A 14,285-nucleotide genomic window follows, 5' to 3' on the forward strand; every position below is an offset into this window, starting at 1 on the left:
TTCCTCCCTTCTATTATAGTGGTCCGGAAATGCCCTGTCTGCGGATCATGATAAAGTGGCCCACGATCAGTACGAGCAATACGGCTGGGAGGAAGAATACATGCAGTGCGAAGAAGCGCGTCAGCGTTTCTGCACCTACAATGGTTCCGCCCTGCAGGAATTCCTTAATGATCGGCCCGAGCCATGGAACGGAATTCGCAATTTCCAGGGTAACCTTTGTAGCGAAGTATGCTTTGTTATCCCAAGGAAGCAGGTAACCCGTAAGGCCCAATCCCAGCATAACAAAGAAAAGAAGCATACCAACGACCCAGTTCATTTCACGAGGAGCTTTGTAGGATCCTGTGAAGAACACGCGCATGGTGTGCAGGAACATCATAACGATAACCAAACTCGCTCCCCAGTGGTGCATACCGCGTACGATTTGGCCGAAAGCCACTTGCGTTTGCAGGTATTCAACACTGTTATAAGCGTTGATGATGTCCGGTACATAATACATGGTCAGGAACATCCCTGACAGGATTTGAATAACCGTGATAAAAAACGTCAATCCGCCAAAGCAGTATACGAATGCGGAGAAATGATGCGCCGGGTTAACATGCTCAGGCACTTCATGGTCAGCAACGTCTCTCCAAATCGGCGTGACATCAAGACGTTCATCAATCCAGTTGTAGACATTCTTAAACATCCGAATTTACGCCTCCTATTTCACTTCAGTATTTGGCTCTACCTGTCCCAAATATACCCAACCGTCTTTCTCTTGCATTTTGTACGTGTCGAGCGGTTTAGGGGCTACAGCCAAGTTCTTGCCGACTTTGTCGTAACGTGCTCCGTGGCATGGGCAATGATATTCATCCGGGAAATTTTTATCGTTGTTCCAGCCGACTGTACAGCCCAAGTGCTTACAGATCGGAGACAGCGCATAAATTTTTCCACCTTCATCTTTGCGGATCCATGCTGTTAACGTCGCTTTGCTCGCATACCATCCATCCTGCTGTGGTAGTTCAAAAGTGAATTCCTGAGGCTCGTCCGTGATTTTACTCACTTCCACGACCTTGATGAATTCGCCTTCACCTTTTTTATGCAGAATCGGATCAACTGCAAACCGCACCATTGGCAGGACAGGGCCCATAGCCATAAATGCGCTTGCACCACCTAAAGTATAAGCCAGAAATTGTCGACGGGACATTTCTTTACGCCCGGGTGGTTTTCCAGATGGTTCATGGTGGTCATTTTGGTTGCTCATAATGTCTTCAACCCCCTTTGTCAACCAATTCTTTAAGTGCTTTCAATGATTATTATCACACGACTTACTAGGACATTCTAATAATATATTAGCCTCATAAGACCGTCAAGAATATCCAGATCTTTTTATCATATAGATGAAGATTTACCCAAATAAATTGTTGAATTTCTGTCACATTTACGTTAGGTACGCCGGGTTCCATAAATTTTGGATTTGAGACCTCACGCTTAACGCCAGCGTTCCGCTCTCCTGCTCTTCCATTTCAGGGCGGGACAGGATCAGATCCACTTCGGGAAGCTCTTCCTTGCTGAGCACGCAGTCCGCTGACATGACCACCACATGCTTAAACCCCGTGCTTTTCACATGTCCGCATATTTCGTTCAATAGTGACAAATCTTGCTGCAATCCATACTGGAATGCAGGATATGTAATCATTCTTCCCTTAAACGGAATCTCCGCCAGATCCATGAAATCCCGGAGACGCTCCAACGCCGCCGTGGCCTGCATTGGATTTTCCTTGCCGGTAAGGCCGGTATAGGGGATGAGACAGGTGTCTAAATAGGGTTTCAGCTCCTCCCAGGAAGCTTCCTCCACCTCGCTGAATTTCATTCGTTTCATCCTTCCTTCATTTTTCTCCATTATATTTCATATTATGCCAAGACTGAAGTAAAAAAAGAAATGCAGAGTCCCAGCTTTCCGGAAGAGGCCATGCAGACCAGAAGGAAAAGGCGGGGATCAAACTGCATTTCTTTGGTGTATCGGAACAAAAAAAGAGATGCAGAAGACTTCAATCATTTATAAAGCAAATCAAACGAATTGAACCCTTTCCGCATTCTTTTTAGTTGAATTTGTAAATTTTCAGTTCAGCAGCCTCAGTTCATCCGTAAGATTACGGAAAGCCGACTCGTCTCCGGAGGCAAGCGCCCGATCGATTTCTCGGTATAACTCCTCGCTCCGGTGTTTGCGCAATGCTTCGTCCCATACCATTTCAGCAGCCAGCCCCAACATGACTTCATACGTAGCTTTCATTTTATCCATAGGATGCACCTCCAAGCTTTTGTTTAGAACATCCTATACTCCTTCCCCTTCTCCACATAATTCTGAGTAGTGCGATACATTCTTTGCAAATCTGCCTCCGTTAATTCACGGACCACTCTCGCGGGAGATCCCAGGGAAAGCGTATAGGGTGGAATTTTTTTATTTTCGGTAACGATTGAACCTGCCCCTATTAAAGCATATTCTCCAATTTCGGCGCCGTTCAATACAATGGCCCCCATGCCGATTAATGTACCCTTACCTATCGTGCAGCCATGAATGATAGCCGAGTGGCCCACGGATACGTCATCCGCCAGGACCAGAGGTTCGTCTTTATTCACGTGCCCCACGGTTCCGTCTTGGATATTGCAGCGTTCACCGATGACAATCGGGGCCATATCGCCGCGAAGCACGCTGTTGAACCATACACTGGAATCCATTCCGATTTGAACGTCCCCAATAATTTTAGCGCCTTCACCGACATAGACCGTTGAATGCAGCTTTGGCATATGTTGTCCATATTGCAATAACATGTTTCACCACTCCTTACTTTGGGAGTGATTTTAACAACCACGCTCAGCTCTTGTCAATGGTTGCATGCAGTGTGTGGGTTGCCATCACAGAACTTTTTGCAGCTACCTTTTGTCCCCAAGCGGTAACTTGTACCACTCTGCCGTGCTCCTGGCTTTCCCCGATGCGTACTGCCCCAAGATGAAGCATCATACCGAGTATCCGTTCATTTAAAATGGATTCGGCCGTATCGTAGTAGTATGGCTTAATCAGCCAGCCGATCGCCTGATGCAAGGATGATACCGTTACCCAGTCTTTTGCGCATTCGCTTGTCCAATAGACCAATGAAGCAAGGTTCGGCACGGCTTGTTTATAAAGTCTTAACCAGAAACGAAAAATTTGTACCATGCTCTCTTTCGTGCCGCTTTCGAGCATTTCCGTTCCCTTCAAGGTCAAACGCAGCTTCAAACCGTTTTCTGCGATATATTCGTGGTGGAACGCAAAATCGTAAAGCAAGGCAAGCCTGCTTGGATAGGAACTGAACGTTCTACCATAGCCGAATCTCCAACCACCCTTAGCCACGAGCGGCTCGCTTACATGGAACATCTCCATGATCTGCTGCTGATTGCGTCGGTACATGACGAGTTCTTGATTCAGATCGATGTCCTGATCGCGCACGTACTTCAGAAACAGCATCAAATCTTCGGCGCACAGGTTTTGTTCTTCCCTGTATACCTGAGGCTCGCTTGTCCTGCTTACCTGAGTACGCAGCATCATGCCAAGCTCCTGTCTGAAACGGTCCTTCAAATCATTGGGCATTTGAAACAAATATTTCGTACTTTGCGTCATGCCGTTAAACAGCCAGCCGCTGCGCTTATATCTGGCTATCGCTTCTCTTGGACTTTCAGATTTCTTAAGCTCCAGCTGCTCCCCATCAAAAGCCGTTTGGCCAATCATGGCTTGCAGCTCTTCCAAACTGTAAGCATTACGGTTGTCGAACAAAAGGGTATTGAGAAATCGCAAGTCCTTTGCCGAACAGCCGCTGACCTGTTGCTCAATGAATTCCCTGCGGTTTAGCATAACCAAAATGCTCTGGATCAGTTCATGCTTGGAGTTCCTCTTGCACTCGCATTCGTAATGCTCCGCAATGGTTGTCAGCTGGCCGATATCCGCGTATGTCAGCATATCCGCTAAGTTCATTTCTGATCGCCTCGCCGTTTTAATACCATTATGGGAATTATTACAATTTTTATTCGGCGGAAGCAAAAAAAATAACCCGAAAGGGTTCGGGTTATGCCTTGTTCTCCAGGAGATGACGCGTGCAGTTATATAGAAGCGGAACCCATTCCAAGTCCTTTTTCTCAAGAATAGTTAATGACAGATTGCCTATCCTTTCCGTATAACGGTCCTGATATAACGAGCGGTAAAGTTGGGCCAGAAATCCGCCGTGGGAGATCACGAGCATGTTCTTATCGGGATAGGCATTCCACATGTCTTCCATAAAAGCAAGTCCGCGGGCCTGGATTTCTTCATCCTTCTCCTGCCCCAGCTCCTGCAGGTGCCACTCCCTGCCCCATTTGCTCTCCCTCTCGGTCAAGGTCAGTCCCTCCACCTGCCCAAAAGAGCGTTCATTCAGCCTTGAATCCGGCTCCAGCATGGGGATGCCAAGTTCGGAGGCAATGATCCTGCCGGTTTCCTCGGCGCGCGACAACTTGCTGCTGATCAGAAAGTCCCACGGGTATTCTTCGCGGCTCAGGCGCTCGCCAAGAAGTTGAGCCTGTCTTCTGCCCTCATCATTTAGCGGAATATCACTTTGTCCCTGAATTTTGCCAAGCATATTCCAGTCCGTCAATCCATGCCGGATCAAGCCGATCATCATATATGTGAACCCACCTTCTCGTCTGTAATTCATGGAGAAATGATTTCATTTACGCATGTGGCTCAACTTTCTCAAGGAAAACAACGCCATGGCAACACCCAGCACCGACAGAATCATCCAATACTGAGGGTGGGTTGGTCCCATGCTAACGACCAGCGGATCAATAATTCCGCTGTTTGCAGCGGGAATGTCATAGCTGAAGCGTTCCGATGCCATGGTTGCGTGACCTGCTATGCCCGTGGGAAGAATTCCGGTAGCCGCTTCGGCCGTTTCCTGAACATCGGGCTTATCCATGAGCATGAAATAGAGAAAACTGCATAAAAAAACCATCACGAAACCGGCAATCCAATGAGACAGATGTCTTCTGGCAACCGCAGGCACATCAAACGGTTTGCTTTGATCGGGGATCAGCCACGGTGCCTCACGATAAATCCTGTCCATGACGTTCCGGTTGATTTCTTCAGCCGTTTCTTCGGAGGGTTCCTCTTGTAAATTCACAATGAAGCGTAGACTTTCCTGCCATAACTCATACTCAGCAGCGCAATCGCTGCAAGTAGCGATATGCATCATAAGCCTCCGCCGTCTTGGATCATGCTCATCCATATCCGATACCAGCCCGAATATTTCTTGAGCCTCATCGCAAGTCATCTGCTTTTCATCCCTTCGTATTGTTCATAATTGTTTTCATAAAAATACGGTTCCAGCTGTACTTTGACACTGGATCGGGCTCTGAACAGCAAGGATTTAACCGAACTGACGCTCTGTCCTAAAATATCGGCAATCTCCTGGTAGTCGAGCTGGTCATATTCTCGAAGGATTAAGGCTGACCGCTGTTTCTCCGGTAAATTGTTAATGGCCTCACGGACAAGCTCCACTTTCTCACTACGCAAAATGGCTTGTTCCGGAGCAATCTCGGACGGCGCGACCGGGGTAACCCCGCTCTCTTCCAATGGAACATGAGCGCCTCTTTGCTTTCTCAGCTCGCTGAGCACGGTATTCCGCGCAATGGTATATAACCAGGTCGAAAATGAAGCATCGACTTCACGGAAAGAATGCAGGCTGCGAAAAGCCTTATAGAATGTCTCCGAACATAAGTCTTCAGCCATAAGCTCCATGTGGGAGCTTTTGAGCATATGGTAAACGAAAGCTAGAATTTTCCGTTGATAACGGCGCATTAATTCAGAGAAGAGCTCTACATTGCCCTTCTTGATTTCCCTAATCATCTGGGAATCCGTCATTTTTATGTAACCTCCTCGCCCGTACAAAAGCATTCCCGTTCGATTCGGTTGTATATTAGTACCGAACAGGACTTGAAAAGTTGCGGTCGAATCTTCGCGTTGGTGCCTTCATCAAAAATCGCTATGTATTGGCATATTCTCCAACGATTCTATAAAAATATCTTTTTCATTGTATCACAAACCCGATTAATAGTCAGGCAAACCCTGCACAAAATGCCGGAATTTGCTGCTGTATAAGGATTTTTGGCAGTTTGACAATAGAAACCCTAATCTATTAGACGAAGCAAAGGCGAAAAATGTTGCTAGAATAACCAAGAATTTTATGGCATTAGTTTTTAACGATCGATACAGCAAAATTTTAAATGAAATGTTTGACTTTCTTGGGAAGGGTTAATGAAGTGAGGTAGCAATCAGATCCTAAAAATCAGGAGGTAGATTTTCATGTTCAGACACCAAAAAGAACTCCAATTCGAAGTGAAGGTAGACCGTCCCGATCCAATGTTTGCGAGACAGGTTCAAGAGGTTCTGGGCGGACAGTTTGGCGAAATGACCGTCATGATGCAGTATCTGTTTCAAGGGTTTAATTGCCGGGGCGAGGAAAAGTACAAAGACATGCTGATGGATATCGGTACGGAGGAAATTGGCCACGTCGAAATGCTGTGTGCATTGATCAGCCAATTGCTTGATGGCGCCACCCCTGAGGCTCAAGAAGAAGCAGGCAAGGATCCTGTGCTCGCAGCGATAATGGGCGGCATTAATCCACAGCACCTGCTCGTCAGCGGTCTTGGGGGCTTGCCTACCAATTCTACGGGCGTTCCTTGGAATGGCGGCTACATCGTTGCGAGCGGAAACCTCCTAGCCGATATGCGTTCCAATCTACATGCCGAAAGCCAGGGCAGACTGCAGGTAGCCAGACTGTATCATATGACCAGCGATGAAGGCGTACGGGCGACCTTCCGTAAAATGCTTGCTCGCGACCGCTATCATCAGTACCAATGGATGGCTGCCATTCAGGAATTGGAAGAGAAAAACGGGGTCGTTGTTCCCGCCTCCTTCCCACCGGAAGCAGAGAAGGAATCCCAGCCAGAGGCTTATGAATTCTGGAATCTGTCCGAAGGCGCTGAATCCGGTGAAGGGCTGTGGGCTACAGGCAGCGCGCCGGATGGCACAGGTAATTTCGTTTATGTATCCAACCCGGTTCCGAAAGGACAAGTTTATAAGCCGATGATTCCCGCAACCGAGCTCCATCATGACTTGGACGGTAAAGCATCGGATAAATAATGGGATAGACTTCTTTATCCTTCCTCTTCACCCTTAGCATTCGTGCTATGGTTCGTTGATGTCTGTAGAAAATTTCAGGCAAAAAAAAGGCCACCATAATTGGTGGCCTGTTGCTCATTGTAGGGCAACATAGTATTTGGATAGGAGTGGAGAGAAACCATACTGTACTTTTATTATATGTATACGTTTTCATTTTGTCAACCCTATATTCATAACTGATATGTAATCGATTGATGGACTACAGCGAAATGCTGTAGTCCATATTGTTCAGCAGCTCTTTGGCACGCTCCATATCGTTCTCCTGACGGAAAGAAAGCCTCATAATGCCTGGCACATCTTCCCTGCTCTCGATAATCTGCATGTTGCTCAGGTTGATATGATTCATCCCAAGCTCCGTAGCGATTTTGCCGATGATTCCCGGATGGTCCGGTACGTCGATGTAGAGATCAAAAGAAGAAGCAATCATGCCTTTGCGGCGCTCCGGAAGCTCGCTGCGGAAATCATTGGCCTTGGCAAACGCCTCGGTGATGCCTTCACCGTCCTCCGCTTCAAGCATTTTGACAAAGGAGGATATGCCTTCATTCCAATCGGTAAGCATCTGCAGCATGATTTCGCGGTTGTTGATCAGAATGTCACGCCAAATCACCGGGTCGCTCGACGCGATCCGCGTAATGTCCCTGAAGCCCCCAGCCGCAAGCCTGCGGTACAGTGGATTCGTTTCGTTATAGTCGCACACCTGGTTCACCAGCGCCACAGCGATAATATGCGGAAGATGGCTGATGGCGCCGACGATTCGGTCATGCTCCAGCGGATCTACCCTTACGATCTGCGCACGCGTGTAAGCCAGGAGATGGACAAGTGATTCATACACATCGTCAGGCAGCCCCGGCGGCGGTGTCAGAACGTAATAGGCGTTCTCAAATAAGAGCGGCGTGGCCGCCTCCACTCCGGAACGTTCCGATCCGGCCATGGGATGCCCGCCAATAAAATATGCATCAGAAAAGGTCAAGCGCGACGCGGCTGCGGCAATGCTTGCTTTGGTGCTGCCGACGTCCGTGATGATGCATCCCTTCTTCAAAGGCAGCGTGCTAAGCTTCGTCAAATATTCATCCAAATTGCCTACGGGTACGCACAAAAAAATGAAGTCGGCATCCAGTGCCGCTTCTTCGATGGACAGCGTTGCTTCGTCTACGACGCCGCGGCTGACGTATTTGTCTGCGGAGGCGGGTCTATGGGCATGGCCCACGACGGTTATTCCGGGCTTGCCTTTAAAGCAAAGCGCCAGAGAACCGCCGATAAGTCCCACTCCGAAAATAGCGATTTTCGTCGTCATGTTACCTCACTTGATTGTTCGCATCCTACTGCACAAGAGCTTGTTGTTCTTCCAATACCTGCTCAAGAGCATGAATAAATGCTTTATTTTGTTCCTGGGAGCCTATCGTCACGCGAATATGTGTTGGATATTTGCTGTGGCCGGCCCGAATGATGATCCCTTTGCGGAGCAATGCCTCGAAAATGTCACCGGATGGCTTCCGTACATCCACCATAATGAAATTGCCGTGCGCAGGGAAATGCTCAAGACCCAGACGGTCGAACTCGGCCTGAAGCTGTACAATGCCCGCTGCATTAGCCGTACGGCACATCTCGATATATTCCTGGTCCTTTAAAGCCGCTCTCGCTGCCGCTTGCGCTACGCGTGTCGTGTTGAACGGTTCACGGACCTGATTGATCAGCTTGATGACCTCAGGCTGTCCGATGCCGTATCCGATCCGGAGGGAAGCAAGACCATAAATCTTTGAGAAAGTACGCAGTATAACGACGTTTGGATATTTCTCCAGATACCTTATGCTGTTCGGGTACGATGGATCCGTCACATACTCGCAGTAGGCTTCATCAAGTACGACCATAACGTCCGCAGGAACTTTATCCAAAAATGCGGTCAACGCTTGTTCAGACAACAGGGTTCCTGTCGGATTGTTCGGATTGCATACCCAGATCATTTTCGTTCGTTCATTCACCTTCGCCAGCATGGCATCAAGGTCATGAGTTCCATTAACGAGCGGTACTTCGATGCTCACGGCGCCTTCGATATCCGCATTGCTTTTGTATACCGAGAACGTTTGATCCGCCATGATCGTTTCGTCGCCAGGAATGAAAAATGCTCGTGCAAGCAGGGCAATGATTTCGTCTGATCCGCAGCCAAAGATGATTTGGTTCGGATTCACGCCAAGAAATGCAGCCAGTTCGGCAGTCAACTCGACGGCACCACCGTCAGGATACAGGCTGATATTATCAAGCTCGCTCAGAATAGCCTCTTTCGCTTTCGGAGATGCTCCGTATGGATTTTCATTGGAAGCCAGTTTGATGACTTCGTTCAGTCCAAGCTCTCTTTTCACATCTTCAATCGGTTTGCCCGGCTGATATACCGGTAGATTCACGATATGTGATTTGGGTTTCATCATTACCACTCACTTTCAGCAAATTTATGCTTCGACATAGACTGAACTGAAGTAAGCTGGGCAAGCGTGCCTCCTGAATAATGGTCTATCGAACCTCAGCTCAGTCTACTTTTAATTGTGCCACAAACTTGCGTATTTGCAAAAGCCCCTCTTGGCGGGTATCGGCTTGATTCAGCATCGGAATGGCCTCTTCGATCTGGCGGACGATTGCGCTGCCTACGACCACGCCGTCGCAAATGCGCGCGAACTTCGCCGCCTGCTCGCCGTTCGAAATGCCGAAGCCGACGGCTACCGGAATATCCGTATATTCCTTGACATGTCCGATGAACTCGTCAACGCCTTCATAGAAGCTCGAACGCTCGCCGGTTACACCCAGAGATGATACGCAGTACACAAAGCCTTTGGCCTCTGCCACGATGCTCTTGATTCTTTCTTGGGAAGTCGGGGCGACCAGCGGGATCACATGAATGCCTGAAGCTTCCGCGCGTTTAGTCAGCTCCGCGGATTCCTCGATCGGCAGGTCCGGTATGATCAGCCCGCTGATGTCATGCTTTCTTACTTCCTCGAAGAAACGTTCCAAGCCAAACTGAAGCACAGGATTGTAATAGGTGAAAAGGATAAAGGGAAGCTTCACGCCGGCTGCACGCGCTTTGACCGCTGCCTCCATGCATGTCTCCATATTCACCTGATGCTTCAAAGCACGCTGGGAAGCCCGCTGGATGACGGGTCCGTCAGCCAGCGGATCGGAGTAGGGAACCCCAAGCTCCACAATGTCGGCCCCGGCCGCTTCAAGCTCGGCGATAATCTCGACGGATGTTTCGAGATCCGGATCTCCGACCGTCAAAAAAGGAATCAAGGCTGTCTGTTTATGTTCCTTAAGCCTCGCAAAGGTTTGGTCGATCAAGTTCATGCCTGCTCGCCTCCCGTGTACTCCATAATGGAAGCTACGTCCTTATCTCCTCGCCCGGAGAGGCAAATGACAACCACATCGTCGCTGCCTAACCCGGGAGCCATTTTGACGACATGGGCTATAGCATGCGAGGATTCCAGCGCCGGAATGATTCCTTCCGTGCGGCAGAGCAGCTGCAAGGCGTCCAGCGCTTCACGATCGGTGATCGGCACATACTTCGCCCGTTCCGTTTCCTTCAAGTAGGAATGCTCTGGACCAACGCCGGGATAGTCTAGCCCAGCCGAGATTGAGAACGCCTCGGTAACCTGACCGAACTTGTCCTGAAGCAGATAGCTCATCGAACCTTGAAACACGCCTTTCGTTCCTTTGCTCATGGTCGCCGCGTGGAATTCCGTATCCACGCCTTTGCCTGCAGCCTCTACCCCGATCAGCGCTACTTCCTTATCTTCGATGAACGGATAGAACATGCCGATCGCATTGCTGCCCCCGCCGATTGCAGCGACGACATAATCCGGCAGGCGTCCCTCCGTTTCAAGAATCTGTCGCCGAGTCTCATCCCCAATGATCCGCTGGAAATCCCGTACCATCATCGGATATGGATGAGGTCCTACAGCAGACCCCAGAATATAGAACGTGTCGTCCACGTTGCTGACCCAGTAGCGGAGCGCCTCGTTTCCTGCATCCTTGAGCGTACGAGAACCCGACGTGACCGGAATAACCTCGGCTCCGAGCAGCTGCATCCGGAACACATTCAGGGCTTGGCGTTTCGTGTCCTCTTCGCCCATAAATACCTTGCATTCCATGCCCAGCAGCGCCGCCACGGTCGCGGTAGCTACGCCATGCTGGCCTGCTCCCGTTTCGGCAATGACCTTATTCTTGCCCATTCTTTTCGCCAGAACGCCCTGCGCCAGAGCGTTGTTGATTTTATGTGCGCCTGTATGGTTCAGATCCTCACGCTTCAGATAGATCTTGGCCTTTCCGAGATGCTGACTAAGCCGTTCCGCATAATAAAGCGGGGTTTCCCTTCCGGAATACTGCTTAAGAAGATAAGACAATTCCTCCTGATAGGAAGGGTCCTGCGCATAATGCTTATACGACTCCTCCAGTTCTATCAAAGCGTTCATCAAAGTTTCCGGTACGAACCGGCCACCGAATTCGCCAAAACGTCCATTTTGATCCGGCAATTGCGTCATGCCTGCTTCACCCTTTCCACAAAAGCTGCGATTTTTACGATATCCTTGGTCCCGTTCGTTTCCACGCCGCTGGATACATCAACCCCGTCCGGAGCATAGTCCCGGATAAGCCCGGCGACATTGGAGGCGTCAAGACCTCCAGCCACGATCAGCGGGATGTCTTGGCGTTTGGTCCACTGTTGATATCCGGAAATTTTGTCCCAGGAAAACGTGGAACCTGATCCTCCTCCGTAATGAGGCTCAAACGTGTCCAGCAGCAAAGCGTCAATAACCCCGGCGTAATCTTGAAATGCCACAGGATTTCCGTCCGCTCGCTGCTGGGGTCCAACGGAAACGACCTTGAACAGGTCAACGTTAAAACGTTTTTGGATATCCCGGCAAAAATCTGGGCTTTCCTGGCCATGAAGTTGGATCACGTCCAGCCTGATTTGCGACATGACGTCCTCGAGCTGATCCATATCCGGATTGACAAACACGCCTGCCGTACGGGGAATGACTGTCGTTTCCCAGCCCTGCATCAGTGCTGCCATCGAAGCAGCCGTCTGAGGTGAGACCTGCCGCCGGCTTTTGGCAAATACAAAACCGATATAATCGACCGGTAAGTTCTCCATTGATTTTAGCACTTCAACGCCCTGAAGTCCACAGATTTTTACTTTCGTTTTATTCATGCGAATACACGCTGCCTTCCTCCGTTACCGCTCCCATCAGATTTGTGACGGCAGCGGCAATGTCTTCCTGCCTCATGAAATACTCACCCACGAGCACGCCCGACGCCCTCGTCGTTCTTAGAAACTCCATATCTGCCGGGCTGGAAATGCCGCTCTCGCTAATCACCGGCACGTTCGCCGGAACCATGGCGCTCAGCTTCTCCGTCGCGGTAAGAGAGGTTTCAAACGTATGCAAATTCCGGTTGTTAATCCCGATCAGCGCCCCTGGCTGCAGTTTCAATCCAAGTACCCGATTCATCTCTTCCGCGCTGTGTACTTCGATCAGGGAATCCAGCCCGATGGAGGCTGCCGTTTCCATGAACGAAGCAATTTGCTCTGTCGTAAGAATCGCGGCAATGAGCAGCACCGCGTCGGCCCCAAGCAGTCTGGCTTCGTAAATTTGGCGTTCGTCTATGACAAAATCCTTGCGCAGCAGTGGCAGGCTCACAGCCTGGCGCACAGCCTGCAAATATTCGCCGCTCCCTTGAAAATACGAGACATCCGTCAATACCGACAAACAATCTGCTCCTGCCTTCTCATAAGCCATGGCGATCTCAACCGGATCGAAATCCGGCCGGATCAAGCCTTTCGAAGGCGATGCTTTCTTCACCTCCGCGATCAGGCCCATGTCCCGTTTTCGGTTTTGGGTTAACGTCCGGGCAAAGCCCTTTGTCGCCGGCATGCCCGCGATCGTCTTTCGTGCGTGATCGATTGAAAAATGTTCGGCCAGCTTAGCCATTTCTTCGTGTTTCGTTGCTACGATGCGATCAAGATACATAACTCAGCTCTCCCGTCATTTGAATCAGCTGCTGCAGTTTGGAATGCGCACTTCCGTTATCGATGGCCTGAGCCGCTGTAAAAACGCCCTCTGCGATGCTATCCGCCAGCCCGGCGACATAGATGCATGCTCCTGCATTTGCCAGAACGACATCTCTATAGGGGCTTTTTTCGCCCTGCAGTACAGCCTCCACGATTTTGGCGTTTTGCAGTGCATCCCCGCCTAATACCGATTCGAGCGGGTGAACATCGAGACCAAGATCATGCGGGTGAATATCGTATGTGCGCACCTCGCCGTCCCGAAGCTCGGATACCTGCGTCGATGCTGAAATGCTGATCTCATCAAGGCCGTCATGGCTGGTCACGACGAGCGCACGTTTGGAGCCTAGCTCCCGGAGTACCTCGGCGATGGTCTGCGTCCGGTTGCGGTCATAAATTCCAAGCAGCTGGCGGTCGGCCCCTGCAGGATTCGTGAGCGGTCCGAGCATATTGAATACCGTGCGAATGCCAAGCTCCTTACGCGGCCCCGCGGCATGCTTCATCGATGGATGATAGAGCTGAGCGAACAAGAAGCAAATACCGATTTCGTCCAAACAACGTTTGGCCTGCTCACTGCTCAAATGGATATTGACGCCGAGCGCCTCCAGCACATCCGCGCTTCCGGCGCGGCCCGATGCCGATCTGTTGCCGTGTTTGGCCACCCGCACAGAGGCGGAAGAAGAAATAATGGCCGATGCCGTCGAGATATTGAATTTGTGTATGCCCGATCCGCCCGTACCGCAGGTGTCCAGAAGCTTTTCATTGTCTGTTTGCACCGAGCTGGCCGCACTCCTCATCGCCTCGGCGAATCCCGTGATTTCTTCCACCGTTTCTCCCTTGATCCGCAGTGCCATGAGCAGGGCTCCGATCTGTGACGGTGTTACGCTGCCCTCCATCATCGATGTCATCAACAGACGAGCTTCCTCGCGGTTTAAATCCCGTCCCCCGATCAGCCGGTCCAAGCATCCTGGAATAAATCCGCTTGTACTCATACCTTCTTCTCCTCCTTTGTGT

The 14,285-nt window shown here is 50.1% G+C and carries 17 protein-coding genes; 1 reads left to right on the forward strand and 16 read right to left on the reverse strand.

Translation table 11 applies throughout. From position 1 onward, the window contains the following. Nucleotides 1–13 precede the first annotated feature (13 nt). The 9 genes from qcrB to ACTHPM_RS08295 form a co-directional block, all read right to left on the reverse strand. The gene (gene qcrB, locus ACTHPM_RS08255; protein ID WP_127607180.1) at nt 14–685 is read right to left on the reverse strand and encodes a menaquinol-cytochrome c reductase cytochrome b subunit; all 672 of its coding nucleotides are present in this window, start codon (nt 683–685) and stop codon (nt 14–16) included. Nucleotides 686–700: 15 nt separating this feature from the next. Further along, on the reverse strand, nt 701–1,243 hold the full coding sequence (locus ACTHPM_RS08260; protein ID WP_440394702.1) for a ubiquinol-cytochrome c reductase iron-sulfur subunit: 543 nt from the start codon (nt 1,241–1,243) through the stop codon (nt 701–703). Nucleotides 1,244–1,420: 177 nt separating this feature from the next. After that, the gene (locus tag ACTHPM_RS08265) at nt 1,421–1,861 is read right to left on the reverse strand and encodes a DUF2487 family protein (protein ID WP_440394703.1); all 441 of its coding nucleotides are present in this window, start codon (nt 1,859–1,861) and stop codon (nt 1,421–1,423) included. Nucleotides 1,862–2,101: 240 nt separating this feature from the next. After that, a complete protein-coding gene (locus ACTHPM_RS08270; protein WP_127607184.1) occupies nt 2,102–2,281 on the reverse strand; it encodes an IDEAL domain-containing protein in 180 nt (59 codons plus the stop codon). A 23-nt stretch (nt 2,282–2,304) separates the two neighbouring features. Continuing rightward, the gene (locus ACTHPM_RS08275) at nt 2,305–2,811 is read right to left on the reverse strand and encodes a gamma carbonic anhydrase family protein (RefSeq protein WP_440394704.1); all 507 of its coding nucleotides are present in this window, start codon (nt 2,809–2,811) and stop codon (nt 2,305–2,307) included. A 43-nt stretch (nt 2,812–2,854) separates the two neighbouring features. Next, complete coding sequence (locus ACTHPM_RS08280; protein WP_440394705.1) at nt 2,855–3,988, reverse strand: hypothetical protein; 1,134 nt, start codon at nt 3,986–3,988, stop codon at nt 2,855–2,857. Between the two features lie 91 nt (nt 3,989–4,079). Then, on the reverse strand, nt 4,080–4,667 hold the full coding sequence (locus ACTHPM_RS08285) for a histidine phosphatase family protein (RefSeq protein ID WP_440394706.1): 588 nt from the start codon (nt 4,665–4,667) through the stop codon (nt 4,080–4,082). A gap of 45 nt (nt 4,668–4,712) precedes the next feature. Further along, complete coding sequence (locus ACTHPM_RS08290; protein WP_440421497.1) at nt 4,713–5,315, reverse strand: anti-sigma factor family protein; 603 nt, start codon at nt 5,313–5,315, stop codon at nt 4,713–4,715. Continuing rightward, nucleotides 5,312–5,905 carry an RNA polymerase sigma factor gene (locus tag ACTHPM_RS08295; RefSeq protein ID WP_440394708.1) on the reverse strand — a complete coding sequence of 198 codons (594 nt, stop codon included), beginning with the start codon at nt 5,903–5,905 and terminating at the stop codon, nt 5,312–5,314. Before ACTHPM_RS08295 ends, ACTHPM_RS08290 begins: the two co-directional genes overlap by 4 nt. 441 nt (nt 5,906–6,346) lie before the next feature. Between ACTHPM_RS08295 and ACTHPM_RS08300 the strand changes: the two genes are divergently transcribed. Continuing rightward, nucleotides 6,347–7,186, forward strand: coding sequence for a manganese catalase family protein (locus ACTHPM_RS08300; RefSeq protein WP_440394709.1), 840 nt, complete (start codon nt 6,347–6,349; stop codon nt 7,184–7,186). Nucleotides 7,187–7,424: 238 nt separating this feature from the next. Here ACTHPM_RS08300 and ACTHPM_RS08305 read toward each other — a convergent pair whose 3' ends face one another. From ACTHPM_RS08305 to trpD, 7 genes are all read right to left on the reverse strand, one after another. Next, complete coding sequence (locus tag ACTHPM_RS08305; RefSeq protein ID WP_440394710.1) at nt 7,425–8,519, reverse strand: prephenate dehydrogenase; 1,095 nt, start codon at nt 8,517–8,519, stop codon at nt 7,425–7,427. 25 nt (nt 8,520–8,544) lie between these two features. Further along, nucleotides 8,545–9,645: a histidinol-phosphate transaminase gene (gene hisC, locus ACTHPM_RS08310; protein WP_440394711.1), complete on the reverse strand. Its 1,101-nt coding sequence runs from the start codon at nt 9,643–9,645 to the stop codon at nt 8,545–8,547. Nucleotides 9,646–9,745: 100 nt separating this feature from the next. Next, nucleotides 9,746–10,555 (reverse strand): tryptophan synthase subunit alpha, encoded by an 810-nt coding sequence (gene trpA / locus ACTHPM_RS08315; RefSeq protein WP_440394712.1) that lies wholly within the window; start codon nt 10,553–10,555, stop codon nt 9,746–9,748. Continuing rightward, complete coding sequence (gene trpB / locus ACTHPM_RS08320) at nt 10,552–11,748, reverse strand: tryptophan synthase subunit beta (RefSeq protein ID WP_440394713.1); 1,197 nt, start codon at nt 11,746–11,748, stop codon at nt 10,552–10,554. The genes trpA and trpB overlap by 4 nt, the downstream gene beginning before the upstream one ends. Next, on the reverse strand, nt 11,745–12,416 hold the full coding sequence (locus ACTHPM_RS08325) for a phosphoribosylanthranilate isomerase (protein WP_440394714.1): 672 nt from the start codon (nt 12,414–12,416) through the stop codon (nt 11,745–11,747). The genes trpB and ACTHPM_RS08325 overlap by 4 nt, the downstream gene beginning before the upstream one ends. Beyond that, nucleotides 12,409–13,233, reverse strand: a complete 825-nt coding sequence (gene trpC, locus ACTHPM_RS08330) for an indole-3-glycerol phosphate synthase TrpC (protein ID WP_440394715.1) — start codon at nt 13,231–13,233, stop codon at nt 12,409–12,411. The genes ACTHPM_RS08325 and trpC overlap by 8 nt, the downstream gene beginning before the upstream one ends. After that, a complete protein-coding gene (gene trpD, locus ACTHPM_RS08335) occupies nt 13,223–14,263 on the reverse strand; it encodes an anthranilate phosphoribosyltransferase (RefSeq protein ID WP_440394716.1) in 1,041 nt (346 codons plus the stop codon). The genes trpC and trpD overlap by 11 nt, the downstream gene beginning before the upstream one ends. Nucleotides 14,264–14,285: the final 22 nt, after the last annotated feature.

The organism is Paenibacillus sp. SAFN-054, assembly GCF_051966755.1.
In the GTDB taxonomy this organism is placed as follows: Bacteria; Bacillota; Bacilli; order Paenibacillales; family Paenibacillaceae; genus Paenibacillus_AQ.

Bases quoted from the DNA above. Each gene is read 5' to 3' on its own strand.
- qcrB (WP_127607180.1), bottom strand. From the start codon at position 685: ATGTTTAAGAATGTCTACAACTGGATTGATGAACGTCTTGATGTCACG.
- ACTHPM_RS08260 (WP_440394702.1), bottom strand. From the start codon at position 1,243: ATGAGCAACCAAAATGACCACCATGAACCATCTGGAAAACCACCCGGG.
- ACTHPM_RS08265 (WP_440394703.1), bottom strand. From the start codon at position 1,861: ATGAAACGAATGAAATTCAGCGAGGTGGAGGAAGCTTCCTGGGAGGAG.
- ACTHPM_RS08270 (WP_127607184.1), bottom strand. From the start codon at position 2,281: ATGGATAAAATGAAAGCTACGTATGAAGTCATGTTGGGGCTGGCTGCT.
- ACTHPM_RS08275 (WP_440394704.1), bottom strand. From the start codon at position 2,811: ATGTTATTGCAATATGGACAACATATGCCAAAGCTGCATTCAACGGTC.
- ACTHPM_RS08280 (WP_440394705.1), bottom strand. From the start codon at position 3,988: ATGAACTTAGCGGATATGCTGACATACGCGGATATCGGCCAGCTGACA.
- ACTHPM_RS08285 (WP_440394706.1), bottom strand. From the start codon at position 4,667: ATGATGATCGGCTTGATCCGGCATGGATTGACGGACTGGAATATGCTT.
- ACTHPM_RS08290 (WP_440421497.1), bottom strand. From the start codon at position 5,315: ATGACTTGCGATGAGGCTCAAGAAATATTCGGGCTGGTATCGGATATG.
- ACTHPM_RS08295 (WP_440394708.1), bottom strand. From the start codon at position 5,905: ATGACGGATTCCCAGATGATTAGGGAAATCAAGAAGGGCAATGTAGAG.
- ACTHPM_RS08300 (WP_440394709.1), top strand. From the start codon at position 6,347: ATGTTCAGACACCAAAAAGAACTCCAATTCGAAGTGAAGGTAGACCGT.
- ACTHPM_RS08305 (WP_440394710.1), bottom strand. From the start codon at position 8,519: ATGACGACGAAAATCGCTATTTTCGGAGTGGGACTTATCGGCGGTTCT.
- hisC (WP_440394711.1), bottom strand. From the start codon at position 9,645: ATGAAACCCAAATCACATATCGTGAATCTACCGGTATATCAGCCGGGC.
- trpA (WP_440394712.1), bottom strand. From the start codon at position 10,555: ATGAACTTGATCGACCAAACCTTTGCGAGGCTTAAGGAACATAAACAG.
- trpB (WP_440394713.1), bottom strand. From the start codon at position 11,748: ATGACGCAATTGCCGGATCAAAATGGACGTTTTGGCGAATTCGGTGGC.
- ACTHPM_RS08325 (WP_440394714.1), bottom strand. From the start codon at position 12,416: ATGAATAAAACGAAAGTAAAAATCTGTGGACTTCAGGGCGTTGAAGTG.
- trpC (WP_440394715.1), bottom strand. From the start codon at position 13,233: ATGTATCTTGATCGCATCGTAGCAACGAAACACGAAGAAATGGCTAAG.
- trpD (WP_440394716.1), bottom strand. From the start codon at position 14,263: ATGAGTACAAGCGGATTTATTCCAGGATGCTTGGACCGGCTGATCGGG.